We start from the raw sequence: 12,292 nt of genomic DNA, 5'->3' as shown, positions 1-12,292 counted from the left end.
AGGCGCGGAAAAAGAAGGCGGGGATCAGGCGATCCTTTCCTTCACGTAGTTCACAAGCCCGCCCTTGTCCAGAATTCTGGACATGGAGGCAGGCAGCGGTGGACACGTAATTTCAGCGCCATTGGTGAGATCGCGGATAATCCCTGTGGCAGCGTCAATTTCCAGTTCGTCGCCGTCGTTGATCTTGTCCACTTCATCGCCCACTTCCATGAGCAGCAGGCCCATATTGAAGGAGTTGCGGTAGAAGATGCGGGCAAAGCTGTGCCCGATGACCACCGGCATGCCCGCGCCCAGAATGGCGATGGGCGCGTGCTCGCGCGAGGAACCACAACCGAAGTTGCGTCCGGCCACCATGATGTCGCCGGGGCTGACTCGCTTGGCCCAGTCGGGCTCAAGGCCGGACATGCAGTTTTCGCCAAGCTTCTGGCGATCCGTGGTCACAAGAAGACGCGCGGGGATGATGGCGTCCGTATCAATATGCTCGCCCACTTTGTGGGCCTTGCCTTTGTAGTTCATATTCCTGATCCTTCCTGTCAAAAAACGTGACGTAGAAGAGTTTTTCTGTTTCTTGCGGGTCTGGCCTCGCGGCAAGCGGGCCCGGCGCAGGCTGCAGCCTGACGGCGTCGCCCCGCACGGCGCGGCCAAAGCCGCTGCCTACAACTGATCCGGCCCTGCCACAAAGCCGGTCACGGCCGTGGCTGCGGCCACCAGGGGGCTGGCCAGATAGACTTCCGAGTTCAGGCTGCCCATGCGGCCCTTGAAGTTGCGGTTGGTAGTGGACACCGCGCGTTCGCCGTCGCCAAGGATGCCCATGTGGCCGCCAAGGCAGGGGCCGCAGGTGCAGGGGCCCACGATGCAGCCCGCGTCCATAAAGGTCTCGATGAGGCCTTCCTTGAGGCACTGCTTCCACACTGTGGGCGTGGAGGGCAGCACTATGCAGCGCACGCTCTTGTCCACCTTGCGGCCGCGCAGAATTTCGGCGGCGTCGCGCATGTCGCTGATGCGTCCATTGGTGCAGGAACCGATGATGACCTGCTGCACGGCTGTGTTGCGCACTTCAGAAACAGGCTTCACGTTGGAGGGCAGGTGCGGGCAGGCCACCACAGGCTCCTTGCCGGTGACGTCCAGCTCCACCACGCGATCATAGTGCGCGCCGTGGTCGGCGGCCATATTGTCCATCACGCCGGGGCGCTTGTGCTCGGCGCAGTACGCGCGGGTTTTGGCGTCCACGGCAAAAAGGCCCACCTTGCCGCCCGCCTCGATGGCCATGTTGGCCATGCTCAGGCGTCCTTCGACGGAGAGATCTTCCACCACGGAGCCGCCGAATTCCAGGGCCTTGTACAGCGCGCCGTCAACGCCAATGACGCCGATGAGCATGAGCATGAGGTCTTTGCCGCGCAGCCACTTGGGCATGTGGCCCCGGATATTCACGCGGATGGTGGGCGGAACCTTGAGCCAGGTCTCGCCAAGAGCCATGGCCGCCGCAATGTCGGTGGAGCCCATGCCTGTGGCAAAGGCCCCGATGCCGCCGTAGGTGCAGGTATGGCTGTCGGCCCCTATGACCAGATCGCCGGGGCCCACGAGCCCCTGTTCGGGCAACAGGGTGTGTTCCACGCCGCAGTCGCCGCCCTCATAGTAGTGGACGATGCCCTGCTCCTCGGCAAATTTGCGGCTGATCAGCACCTGATTGGCCGAATCTATATCTTTTTGCGGGGTAAAGTGGTCCATGACAAGAGCAATCTTATTGCGGTCAAAAACCTTTTTCGCACCCATGCCGCGAAAAGACTCGATGGCGAGCGGGCCGGTAATGTCATTGGCAAGCACCATGGATACGCGGCATTGAACAATCTGCCCGTCCTGCTCCACAGCTTCGTCCGTATGGGCTTGCAAAATTTTTTGCGCAAGCGTTTGAGCCATGTTGAACTCCTTTCTATCCTGAAGCGGTTCCATCGATACATGTTTATAAAAACGGCATGAAAAAGGCGCTGGCGTCTGCCCTTTCAGCCTTCCGTTAGAGCATTTAACACTTGAAATGCTCGCGTACGGCAGGCAAAAGCCCGCCTACTCGCATTTCGTGGCAAGGATTTTCAGAAAAATCCTTGCAGAGCATTTAACTCATTTCATTCGTAAACTGCTCTAGTGCGGGTTGCGCCCTTTGCCGGACGGGGCTTCATGATCGTGTCATTGTGACTGCGGTCGCAATGACGCGATCATGAAGGCCGCCAGCCCGGAAAAAGCCAGGAGAATCGCCGCTGCTAGCCATGCTGGCAATGCAGGCGCGGCCCTTCCTCTTCCTTTTTGAAAAGATGGTTCAACGCATTGACATAGGCCCTGGCGCTGGCCACAAAGATGTCGGGGTGCGTACCGCGTCCCACGGCGCTGAATTCGCCTTCGCGCAGGCGCACGGTCACTTCACCCAGAGCGTCCGTACCGCCGGTAACGGCGTTGATGGCATACTGCTCAAGCTCGGGTTCGCGGCCCACCATATCGGCAATGACGTTGAAAAGCGCATCCACCGGCCCCACGCCAAAGCCCGCGCTGCTGCTCTCGATGCCGTCAACATCCATAATAACGGCAGCCGTGGGCGGCACGCCGCCCGCGTCGGAACTCTGCACGCTCACATGACGCAAACGGAAGCGGTCGGGCATGCGGTACACTTCTTCCTGCACAAGGGCCATGAGGTCGTCGTCGTGCAGGGTTTTCTTGCGGTCGGCCAACTGCTTCACGGCTTCAAACACAAGATTGAGCTGCTCGTCGTCCAGCGTATAGCCCATATTCTCGAACTTGTTGCGCACGGCATTGCGGCCCGAATGCTTGCCGATGACAAGATTGCTCTCGGTACGGCCCACGGACTGCGGCGTCATGATTTCATAGGTTTCGCGGTTCTTGAGCATGCCGTCCTGATGGATGCCCGATTCGTGCGCAAAGGCGTTGGCCCCGACAATGGCCTTGTTGGTGGGGATGGGCTGGCCGATGGTCATAGAAAGCAGGCGGCACGAGGGATAGAGCTGCTCGGTGACAATATTGTGATCAAGGCCAAAGAAGTCGTGGCGCACGCTCAGGTTCATGACCACCTCTTCAAGGGAGGTGTTGCCGGCGCGCTCGCCAATGCCGTTGAGGGTCACCTCGGCCTGACGCACGCCAACCTTGAGCGCAGCCAGGGTGTTGGCCACGCCAAGGCCCAGGTCATTGTGGCAGTGCACGCTGAAGACGGCCTTGTCGCTGTTGGGCGTGTTGCGGATCACATGATCAATAAGGGCCGCGTACTCGGCTGGCTGCGCGTAGCCCACGGTGTCGGGAAGATTGACCGTGGTGGCTCCGGCATTGATGACGGCCTCCACAACGCGGCAGACAAATTCCGGCTCGGAACGCGAAAAGTCTTCGCAGGAAAATTCCACATTGCTGGTGTGCTGCGCGCAGCGCTTGACGCCGTCCACGGCCATTTTCAGCACTTCGGCGGGGTCTTTGCGCAGCTTGTGCTGCATATGCAAGGGGGAAGTGGACAGGAAGATGTGGATGCGCGGATTTTTGGCGATCTTGATGGCGTCCCAGCAGCGGTCGATATCGCCAGCCACGCAGCGGGCAAGCCCGGCCACCTGGATGTCGCCGGCCTGGGCCGCGATACGCTGTACGGATTCAAAGTCGCCAGGGCTGGAGGCGGGAAAGCCCGCTTCCATAATATCCACGCCAAGCACCTCAAGCTGATGGGCCAGACGCAGTTTTTCCTGCAAGTTCATGGTTGCGCCGGGCGACTGTTCGCCGTCACGCAAGGTGGTATCGAAAAAATAGACGCGGTTGTTCATGACAGTCTCCTCTGAATATGGCAAGTGATATATGATATATTCTTGCATAACGGCCACCGTTGAGGGCGGCGGTCAGGGGAGCGTCATTCCGCCCAATGGGCGGCGAACCGTTACGCAACCTTAATCGCTCTGAGGCGATAGGGCGCGTAGTAGCTGACGGTCGCGGCGGGGAAGGATGACAAAGGTGTAAAGGATGCCACCGGCGATGTACACGGCACAGAGCACGAAGCCCATGACGCGCGGAAAGGACACGACGGAGGACAAGATAAGCAAGAACACCAGCATGGTGCGTATGGGATGCGCGCGAAGGAAGTCATACTCCTTGAAGGAGAAATACCGCACGCGGCTCACCATCAACACGCCCACGCCCACGGCCAGCAAAAGGGCCAGGTAGGGCTTGATGGGCTGGAACCCCTCGGGAAACATGCTGGCAAAAAACACAAAGGTCACAATGGTGCAGCCGCCCGCCGGAATGGGAAGGCCAATAAAGAAGCGCTTGCCTGTGGCGGCGGTGCTGACATTGAAACGCGCCAGCCTCAAGGCCCCGCAGGCGGCGTAGATAAAGGCCGCCGCAATGCCCATGCGGTTGAAGTCGTGCAGTTCCCACTGCCAGAGCAGCATGGCCGGGGCAAGCCCAAAGGCCACAAGATCGGCGAGGGAGTCGTACTGAACGCCAAACTCGCTGGCCGTGTTGGTGAGACGGGCCACCTTTCCGTCCAGGCCGTCCATAACCGCAGAAAGCAGGATGGCCATGCAGGCGGACTCAAAACGCCCCTGCCCTGCCCATACCATAGACAAAAAGCCAAGAAACATGCTCAACGTAGTGATCATGTTCGGCAGGAGGTATACTCCCTTGCGTGGCTTTTTACTTTCTGTGGTCATTCTTCACCATATTACAAGCGCTCAACCTTTTCGGCAGCGGAGCGTAAAAACCTATTCCTGGCCCGCGCGGGCGACAATGCACTGCCCGGCAAAGACCTGCTGGCCCAACTGCGCAGCAGCAACATACCCTTCAGGCATGTAAAGGTCAACTCGAGAACCAAAACGTATCATGCCATAGCGCTGCCCGCGTTCAAGAACGTCGCCGATATCCGTGCGGCAGACTATGCGGCGGGCCACAAGCCCGGCAATCTGAACCATGGTCCAGTGCTTTCCGCTGTCGTCGCGCAGGCTGTAGGCGCAGCGTTCGTTGTCCGTGGCGGCCTTGTCAAAGGCCGCGTTGACGAACGCGCCGGGGAAATAGCGTATGTCTTCCACCGTGCACGACACCGGCGAGCGGTTCACGTGCACGCTGAACACATTCATAAAGATGCTGATGCACAGGCGCTTTTCACCGCTGAAGGGATCGGGTTTTTCCTCGATGCGAATAATCTTGCCGTCAGCGGGGCTTATGGCCAGACCCGGCCCCTGCGGGGTCACACGCTCGGGATCGCGGAAAAAATGCATGCTGAACCAGCACAGGGCCAGAAAAATCAGGGCCAGAGGCCACCAGCCCAGGGCGGCGAACACAAGAGCCGAAAAGCCCGTAAGCCCGATGCAGGGCCATCCTTCAGGGGTAATGCCGCAATGGGCGGTACGCATGGCTGCTCCAGTTCGTAGTGCGCGGCTGGCCGCGCAGTTGCGCAATCAAGGCGGTAGCATAGTCGCACATCCGACGCATGGCAAGCACAAGCATACAGCCCGGCCGGAAAAACCTCCCCTTGCCGTATGCCCGGCACGGGATTATAGTGGAGACATGAGTAACGCGTCCGGCCCCCGTTTGAAGCTTTGCGTTCTGCTGTGCAGTCTTGCTCTTGCAGGCCTGCTGGCGGCGTGCGGCCCCAAGGACGTCGGCGAGGGCACATCTGTTGCGGGTGAAGCGCCCCCCCTGGGCGTAAACGCCGAAGACCAGATGCGCTACCCCATTACGGGCAGCAACAGGACGCAACAGTTGCTCTACCTGCAAAACAGGCCCGACATCATGGCCAACACGCAACAGTGGCGTTTGCGGCAGTTCAACGCGATTCACGGTCTGGACAAGGACGCCAGCCCTGAAGACCCGGCCTACAGGGCCGTGCCCAAACAACGCAGTCCTTTCAAGCAGTAGCAGCCGTCTATGGATCCCATTACACATGCCGCCAGCGGCGCTGTAGCCATGCTGTCCATGCCGAGCCGACCCGCCACACGGTGGGCCGTGCCGCTGGCCGCCATCGCTTCGGCCGCCCCCGATATTGACGTAGCCCTTTGCCACCCCCCCCTTGAATTTCTGCTCCTGCACCGGGGCATCACCCATTCCCTGGCGGCGGCCCCGCTGCTGGGCCTGTTGCTGACGCTGCTGGCGCGCCCCCTGTGGAAATCCGCCACGCCAGGGCACTGGAGCTTCCCCAAGGTCTGGCTGTTCATGATCGGCATGGTGCTGCTGCACATCTGGCTGGATGTCATCACCACCTACGGCACCATGATATATCTGCCCTTTTCCCACGAAAGGGTGCGGCTTAACGCCGTGTATATCATTGATCTTTTCCTGACCCTGCCCCTGCTCTGGGCCGTTTTGCGCTGGCGGGCCAAACGCGGCCTCATGCGCCTGGCCCTGGCCTGGGTTTTTGTCTATCCGGCGCTGTGCATTTCTCTCAATGCCTGGCACACGGCCCAGACCCAAGACCGCCTGGCCGCCGAAGCCCAAAATTCCGGGCAGGCGGTGCGGCAGGTTGTACTGCTGCCCGACGCCTTTGGCCCCCTGTTCTGGCGCGCCCTGTACGAAACGGACGGGCCCGACGGCCGGATGGTCCACAGTCAGGGCCTCAACGCCCTGGGCCAGCCCCGCACCGCCCCGTCGTCCCGCAGGGCCGCGCCGCCGGAACTTCTGGCGGAACTGGCCCGGCAGTCCGTCGCGGCTGACGCCTTTTTCGACTTCACCCTGCTGCCGGTCATAAGCCCGCTGGCAGACGACTTCACACCTGCGGAAAACCTTGCGGCGACGGCAGGGGACGGCCCGGCCGCCCAAACGCGCCCCACCTACGCACTGTTTAACGACCTGCGCTTTGGCAGCGATCTCGCCTTCGTGCGCGCCATCATAGCCCACCGTCCCAATGCCGACGTTCCGTTTAAATATATGGTGGAGCTGGAACTCGCCAATCCGGGCCAATCTGCGGCTCTAGTGGAGGCCGGTCAGAATCCCGGCGGCGTGCGGCTTGTGCGCGAGCGCCTGCGTTTTTCTGACAGCGGCAAGGACTCGCTCTGGCAAAAGCCGAGGCTGCCTTCTCCGCCCCCGTTCCGTGACTGGATCATGGGGCTGCGCTAACATTTTGTCCGGCGGGCGGCCTGCTGCCGCGCCATAACGCCCCGGCGCGCGCTGCCGGACGGCCCATGCCGGAATAACTCCAGAACTTTCGAGGATTGCTATGGATACCAACTTTTCGCATCTGGACGGACAGGGCAACGTGACCATGGTGGATGTGGGGCACAAGGCCGCCACCGAACGCGTCGCCATTGCCGAGGCTGTTGTGGAGCTGAGCCCGGCCACCCTCGAACTGCTGCTCAAGGTGGCCTTGCCCAAGGGCGATGTGCTGACCTGCGCCAAGATCGGCGGCATCATGGCCTCCAAGCGGGTCGGGGAGCTTATCCCCCTGTGTCACCCGCTCAACCTCAGCTTTGCCGACATACGCTTTGAGGTGAGCCAGATGCCCCCGCGCATCCGCATTGAGGCCGAAACCCGTACCGTCGGCAACACCGGCGTAGAGATGGAAGCCATCGTGGCCGCGCAAACCGCTGCCGCCGTCATTTATGACATGTGCAAGGCCGTGCAGCGCGACATAGTCATCAGCCGGGTGCGCCTGCTGCACAAGCGCGGCGGCAAAAGCGGCGAATTCAACGCACTGGACATGGACTAATGACCCTGCCTCATATCGACCCCGTTGCCCTCAGTTTCGGCAACCTTCAGTTGCGCTGGTATGGCCTCATGTATCTCGCGGGCTTCGGCCTGGGCTGGTGGCTGGGGCGCTGGCGCGCATCCCGTCCCAATTCCGGTTGGCGCGCTTCTGATGTGGACGACCTGCTGACCTGCGTAATGATCGGCATCATTCTGGGCGGCCGCCTGGGCTATGTGCTGTTCTACGACCTGCCCGTCTACGTGTCCGATCCTATGGAGATACTGCGCATCTGGAACGGGGGCATGTCCTTTCACGGCGGCCTGCTCGGCGTTCTTGGCGCTTTCTGGTACTTTGCGCGCACCCGCCACCGCGCGTTTCTGGACATCTCGGACCTGGTGGCCCCGCTGGTGTCCCCGGGCCTGTTCTTTGGCCGTATGGGCAACTATATCAACGGCGAACTCTGGGGCAAGGTCACGGACAGCCCTTGGGGCGTCGTTTTTCCCGGCGGCGGCCCTTATCCCAGGCATCCCAGTCAGCTGTACGAAGGCCTTCTGGAAGGCCTGGTTCTCTTTACCGTGGTCTGGATATTCGCGCTGAAACCCCGCAAGCGCGGGGCCGTCTCGGGCCTGTTCGCCCTTGGCTACAGCGTGTTCCGCTTTACGGTGGAATTCGTGCGCGTGCCTGACGCCCAGCTCGGCTATCTGGCCTTTGGCTGGCTGACCATGGGGCAATTGCTCTGCCTTCCGCTCATGGCCGTGGGCTTGTGGCTGCTTTGCCGCCAGGCCCCCATAATGCAACCCGACATTCGTGTGGAACTGAACCGCCCGGACGGGTCAAAGTCTGGTCGAGACTCCGGGCCAAAATCCGGCAACGGCAAGGCGTCCAAAAACGGAAAAGACAGGCCCAAAAAGTAGCCGCCCTGTAGTATCGGGAACAACCGCCTGAAAATCCTCCAGAGCAATTTCACTAGCGATGCTGTCGCGCCATCCGTAAGGCTTCTTCGTCGCCTAACGGCTGCCGCTTGAAATTGCTCTGCTGACGCAAAGGCGGCAGCCGCCACGAAGTGGCGTGGATTTTGGCGCAAACCACGTTTTTCGCCAGAATGATGCGTTGAAACAAGGAATGTTTCAAAAGCAAAACCCTGTAAAGATTTACGCAGGCCAGAAAAAATTACTCATGCCCATGTGGCCGGTGAATATCCACGGCTGCATGGGCATCAACGGGCAAAAACGCGCCCGGCGGGTTTGTGAGCAACCGCACAGGTTGACACTTGCCCGCTTTTTTGTGAAGCTGACCGCCGTTTATCCCAAACATTTTTTACGGAGATCACATGGCTAAAGAAGGTTCCATAGAAGTTGACGGCGTGGTGCAGGAAGCCCTGCCCAATGCCATGTTCCGCGTGGAGCTGGAAAACGGCCACGAAGTGCTGGCCCATATTTCCGGCAAAATGCGCAAATTCTACATCCGCATCCTTCCCGGCGACCGCGTTAAGGTCGAGCTTTCGCCCTACGACCTCACACGCGGACGCATCACCTACCGCATGAAGTAGCAGCGGGCGCGGCGGCTTTTCTACCGCCACCTGACGTGGCTGAACCGCCCGTGGCCGCGCCCCCTCTTCCCTTTCGCAGCCAGTCGGCTGCCTTTGCTTTACGAAAGCCCCATCCAGGCCAGCACGCTCAGACACAGCAAGGCCCACAATCCGGCGACCACGTCGTCTATCATGACGCCGTAGCCTGCGGGCAGCCAGTCCTCCGAAGCCTTGACAGGCCAGGGCTTGGCGATGTCAAAGATGCGAAAAAGCACAAAGGCCGCCAGCACCAGAAAAAAGCTGGGATGGGGAAAAGGCAGCAATACCAGCCATACGCCCACCAGTTCGTCAATGACCACCTCGCCGGGGTCTTTGCGCCCCAGCAACTTTTCCGCCCTGGTCGCCGCCACGGCCCCAAGAAAGAACAGCACGACCAGCACGGCCAGCCGCAGCCAGAAATTCAGGGGCAAAAAAATGTACGGGGCCAGCAGGCAGGCCACGGCCGTGCCCCAGGTTCCGGGGGCCTTGGGGTCCAGACCTGCCACGCCAAGGCGGCAGAAATACAGGGTTATTTGATCCATCAGGCGCATATGTCCTCCAGACTGGCATGGGCAGGTTGCAAACCGACCGACAAAAATTCCCGCCAGGCATGGCAGGCAGGGGCGGCACGCGAGCGGGCACGAACAGCCCGTGACTGCCGCGCGGCCAGGGGCAGCTACGACATGCCGCACAGGGCATGCCTTTGCAGTCTACTCATTTTTTAGGCGCAAGACCAGAACGGAACCATGCGGAATACCGAGCAATGAGATCGGTATTCTCCTTGCCGGCAGCGATAGTATTCCCGCGCATTGCCTAAGAAAGCCCTTTGCCGTATAGGCAAGAAATGGACAAAAACCGCAGCGAACTTTTTGGCCACTTCAGCTATGACGATGACCTCACCTATGAGGATCTGCTGGAACTGGAAGAAGCTCTTACTGCCGCAATGACGAACCTGCTGCTGCGGGCGGGCGCCAGCCACCTGGACTTCACGCCGCAGGGCGACGCGCTCATGTTTCAGTGTGTTTTTGAAGCGCACAAGCTTTACGTATACCGCAAAATCGCCTTCGAAACAGCGACCCTTCTGCCGGAAGGGGTGCGGGGACGGTTGTTGTGTCTGGACAAGGACTTCAATTCCCTGCATATATACTGGCTGCGCACGGGACAATGGCAGGAAGAGGAACGCTCCGTTCCCTTCGAGCCGCCGCAGGGGCTTAAAACCTGGGAAACAGGCGGAGCCGCCAGATAGCGGAATCCAGGGCCGACAGTGCCCTGCCCTAAGAAAAGATTAGCTGCCTTTCAGGCAGCCGCTTGCAGGATCACATCTGCCCGGATGGTGGAATGGTAGACACAAGGGACTTAAAATCCCTGGGCCGCGAGGCTGTGCGGGTTCAAGTCCCGCTCCGGGTACCACTGAAATAACTAAAAAAAACTTGCATACTCATTTTTTTTGAGGATGCAAGTTTTTTTAGTTACATGTTTTGTGCCACTATTATGCCACTATTTCTCGTCACTCCTGCGCTACTCCGCTGAGAGTTTGGCATGAACCTGATGCTAGCCCGCAATCAAGAGTTCACCCAATGCGCCTTACTTGGCCTTGACCTTTTTCTTTGTGCTTCGGACAAGTTCGACAGAGTGACCCTCCCCCCTAAAAGTATGCCATTGAAAAGTTAGTGTTCCTGACATAGGAGCACAAGAATGAAACGTAGCAGATTCACCGAAGAGCAAATTATTGGGATTTTGCGGCAGGCTGAGGCTGGAGTTCGTGTCGTTGATCTATGCCGTCAGCATGGCATCTCGGATGCTGGAGTTGCCCCTGCTAAACCGGACACTCCAAGATTTGCAATGAACGGATAAACTCACGAGGCGAGAGCATCCGCAGGGCCTTGTGCGGGGCATTTTCATTATAGTCTTCAAACCAGCAAGGGAGTAGCGCCATCACAGTTTCGGCATCCGGTCGATCATTGCAGAAGACGTAATCCCTTTTGAATGTTTTGACGAGAGCTTCAGCCATACCGTTACTTTGAGGGCTGCGAACTGGAGTAAACTTGCTGACGATGCCCAAGGCGGCGGCAAACGTTACTGTTTCTCTTGCCGTGTAGCAGGAGCCGTTGTCGGAGAGCCATTCAACTGGCTGCAATGTTTTGACATCCCCAAACCGCTTTTCAACGCATGCCAGCATGACGCTTTGCGCCATGTCAGCACTGTACCCGCCAGTGGTGGCGGCATAGGCCATAACTTCTCGGTCGCAAGTATCCAGGGCAAAAATGACGCGCACCCGCTCACCGTTGTCGCAGGCAATCTCAAACCCGTCAGAGCACCAACGCTGATTTCTTTGTAGTGTGGAAACCTTGCCCGTGTGTGCCTTGTCAGGTTGGCTGCCAGTAAACCGTGCCAGCAACAGGTTATTTTGCCTCATTATCCTGTACACACGTTTATGGTTGACCGGAGTGCGCCCATCGGCAACCAGTTGCCGATTAAGCAGTCGCTGGATACGCCGATAGCCGTAGGTCTGGCGTCCGCCCAAAAGTTCGACGATCAGCGGTAGAAGGAATGCGTCTTCTGCTTTGCTGTATCGTTCCGGGCGAGGCCGTGGGCTGCGGCTACGTTCATAGGTGTTGGATCGGGACACCGCCAGGGCGTCTGTGACCCGTTTCACTGGAAATCCTCCACGCCGGACAAGGGCAGCCGCGAGATAAGTTTTTTTTCGCGGCCAATGCGAACAGCTTCTTTGAGGATTTCCACTTCCAGTGTTTTGTTGCCAAGGACGCGTTCCAACTGACGGATTCGCTTTTTCAGGGCCTTTACTTCGGCAACGCTGACAACCTCGTCATTGGCTTCAATGGCTGTTTTGCCGCCTTCACTCATCTGCTTTCTCCAGCGGTAAAGCAAATTGGGAGCAACGCCATACGTTCGTGCCACCAGAGAAACCGACTGACCTGGGGCCATGCTGGCCTCTATCAGGCGAACTTTCTCGCCGACAGACCAACGGCGACGGGGCGTTATGTTTACTATCTCCACCGTTGAACTTGTTTTAGCACTAGTTCCAGACATAGTTCCAGCACCTCCTCCTTAGT

Annotated in this window: 14 protein-coding genes, 1 tRNA gene and 1 pseudogene; 9 read left to right on the top strand and 7 right to left on the bottom strand. The window is 59.2% G+C overall.

Features of this window, described 5'->3' with window-relative positions; genetic code table 11:
* Positions 1–24: 24 nt before the first annotated feature.
* The 5 genes from DESU86_RS09515 to DESU86_RS09495 form a co-directional block, all read right to left on the bottom strand.
* A complete protein-coding gene (locus DESU86_RS09515) occupies positions 25–516 on the bottom strand; it encodes a 3-isopropylmalate dehydratase small subunit (protein ID WP_179980827.1) in 492 nt (163 codons plus the stop codon).
* A 138-nt stretch (positions 517–654) separates the two neighbouring features.
* Positions 655–1,917 (bottom strand): 3-isopropylmalate dehydratase large subunit, encoded by a 1,263-nt coding sequence (locus DESU86_RS09510; RefSeq protein WP_179980826.1) that lies wholly within the window; start codon positions 1,915–1,917, stop codon positions 655–657.
* A gap of 338 nt (positions 1,918–2,255) precedes the next feature.
* On the bottom strand, positions 2,256–3,803 hold the full coding sequence (locus tag DESU86_RS09505; protein ID WP_179980825.1) for a 2-isopropylmalate synthase: 1,548 nt from the start codon (positions 3,801–3,803) through the stop codon (positions 2,256–2,258).
* A 120-nt stretch (positions 3,804–3,923) separates the two neighbouring features.
* The gene (gene pssA, locus DESU86_RS09500; protein WP_179980824.1) at positions 3,924–4,685 is read right to left on the bottom strand and encodes a CDP-diacylglycerol--serine O-phosphatidyltransferase; all 762 of its coding nucleotides are present in this window, start codon (positions 4,683–4,685) and stop codon (positions 3,924–3,926) included.
* A gap of 51 nt (positions 4,686–4,736) precedes the next feature.
* On the bottom strand, positions 4,737–5,384 hold the full coding sequence (locus DESU86_RS09495; protein WP_179980823.1) for a phosphatidylserine decarboxylase family protein: 648 nt from the start codon (positions 5,382–5,384) through the stop codon (positions 4,737–4,739).
* Positions 5,385–5,538: 154 nt separating this feature from the next.
* On the opposite strand from DESU86_RS09495, the gene DESU86_RS09490 reads away from it, so the two are divergent.
* From DESU86_RS09490 to infA, 6 genes are all read left to right on the top strand, one after another.
* Positions 5,539–5,889 (top strand): chemotaxis protein, encoded by a 351-nt coding sequence (locus DESU86_RS09490; protein ID WP_232088318.1) that lies wholly within the window; start codon positions 5,539–5,541, stop codon positions 5,887–5,889.
* 9 nt (positions 5,890–5,898) lie between these two features.
* Complete coding sequence (locus DESU86_RS09485) at positions 5,899–7,083, top strand: metal-dependent hydrolase (protein WP_179980822.1); 1,185 nt, start codon at positions 5,899–5,901, stop codon at positions 7,081–7,083.
* A 100-nt stretch (positions 7,084–7,183) separates the two neighbouring features.
* Positions 7,184–7,672, top strand: a complete 489-nt coding sequence (moaC, locus tag DESU86_RS09480; RefSeq protein ID WP_179980821.1) for a cyclic pyranopterin monophosphate synthase MoaC — start codon at positions 7,184–7,186, stop codon at positions 7,670–7,672.
* Entirely contained in the window at positions 7,672–8,565 is an 894-nt protein-coding gene (gene lgt / locus DESU86_RS09475; RefSeq protein WP_179980820.1) for a prolipoprotein diacylglyceryl transferase, read from the top strand. Before moaC ends, lgt begins: the two co-directional genes overlap by 1 nt.
* Positions 8,566–8,719: 154 nt before the next feature.
* Positions 8,720–8,989, top strand: coding sequence for a hypothetical protein (locus DESU86_RS09470; protein WP_179980819.1), 270 nt, complete (start codon positions 8,720–8,722; stop codon positions 8,987–8,989).
* On the top strand, positions 8,982–9,200 hold the full coding sequence (gene infA / locus DESU86_RS09465; RefSeq protein ID WP_006008898.1) for a translation initiation factor IF-1: 219 nt from the start codon (positions 8,982–8,984) through the stop codon (positions 9,198–9,200). Before DESU86_RS09470 ends, infA begins: the two co-directional genes overlap by 8 nt.
* A 98-nt stretch (positions 9,201–9,298) precedes the next feature.
* Here infA and DESU86_RS09460 read toward each other — a convergent pair whose 3' ends face one another.
* Positions 9,299–9,769, bottom strand: coding sequence for a phosphatidylglycerophosphatase A family protein (locus DESU86_RS09460; protein ID WP_179980818.1), 471 nt, complete (start codon positions 9,767–9,769; stop codon positions 9,299–9,301).
* Positions 9,770–10,062: 293 nt separating this feature from the next.
* On the opposite strand from DESU86_RS09460, the gene DESU86_RS09455 reads away from it, so the two are divergent.
* From DESU86_RS09455 to DESU86_RS09445, 3 genes and pseudogenes are all read left to right on the top strand, one after another.
* Positions 10,063–10,464 carry a hypothetical protein gene (locus DESU86_RS09455; protein ID WP_179980817.1) on the top strand — a complete coding sequence of 134 codons (402 nt, stop codon included), beginning with the start codon at positions 10,063–10,065 and terminating at the stop codon, positions 10,462–10,464.
* Between the two features lie 78 nt (positions 10,465–10,542).
* A tRNA-Leu gene (locus tag DESU86_RS09450) sits at positions 10,543–10,628 on the top strand.
* A 285-nt stretch (positions 10,629–10,913) separates the two neighbouring features.
* A pseudogene (locus tag DESU86_RS09445) lies at positions 10,914–11,021 on the top strand (transposase); the annotation flags it as partial.
* Between the two features lie 13 nt (positions 11,022–11,034).
* On the opposite strand, the gene DESU86_RS09440 reads toward DESU86_RS09445, so the two are convergent.
* Positions 11,035–12,269, bottom strand: a protein-coding gene (locus tag DESU86_RS09440) for an IS3 family transposase (RefSeq protein ID WP_179979460.1) whose coding sequence is annotated in 2 segments (ribosomal slippage) — positions 11,035–11,912 and positions 11,912–12,269 — 1,236 coding nt in all. Because the reading frame shifts where the segments join, the coding sequence is not laid out codon by codon here.
* Positions 12,270–12,292 lie beyond the last annotated feature (23 nt).

The sequence above is a fragment of the Desulfovibrio sp. 86 genome, from assembly GCF_902702915.1.
Classification (GTDB): Bacteria; Desulfobacterota; Desulfovibrionia; order Desulfovibrionales; family Desulfovibrionaceae; genus Desulfovibrio.
Note: the sequence above shows the minus strand (reverse complement) of the source record. Positions and strands in the feature narration are given on the sequence as shown.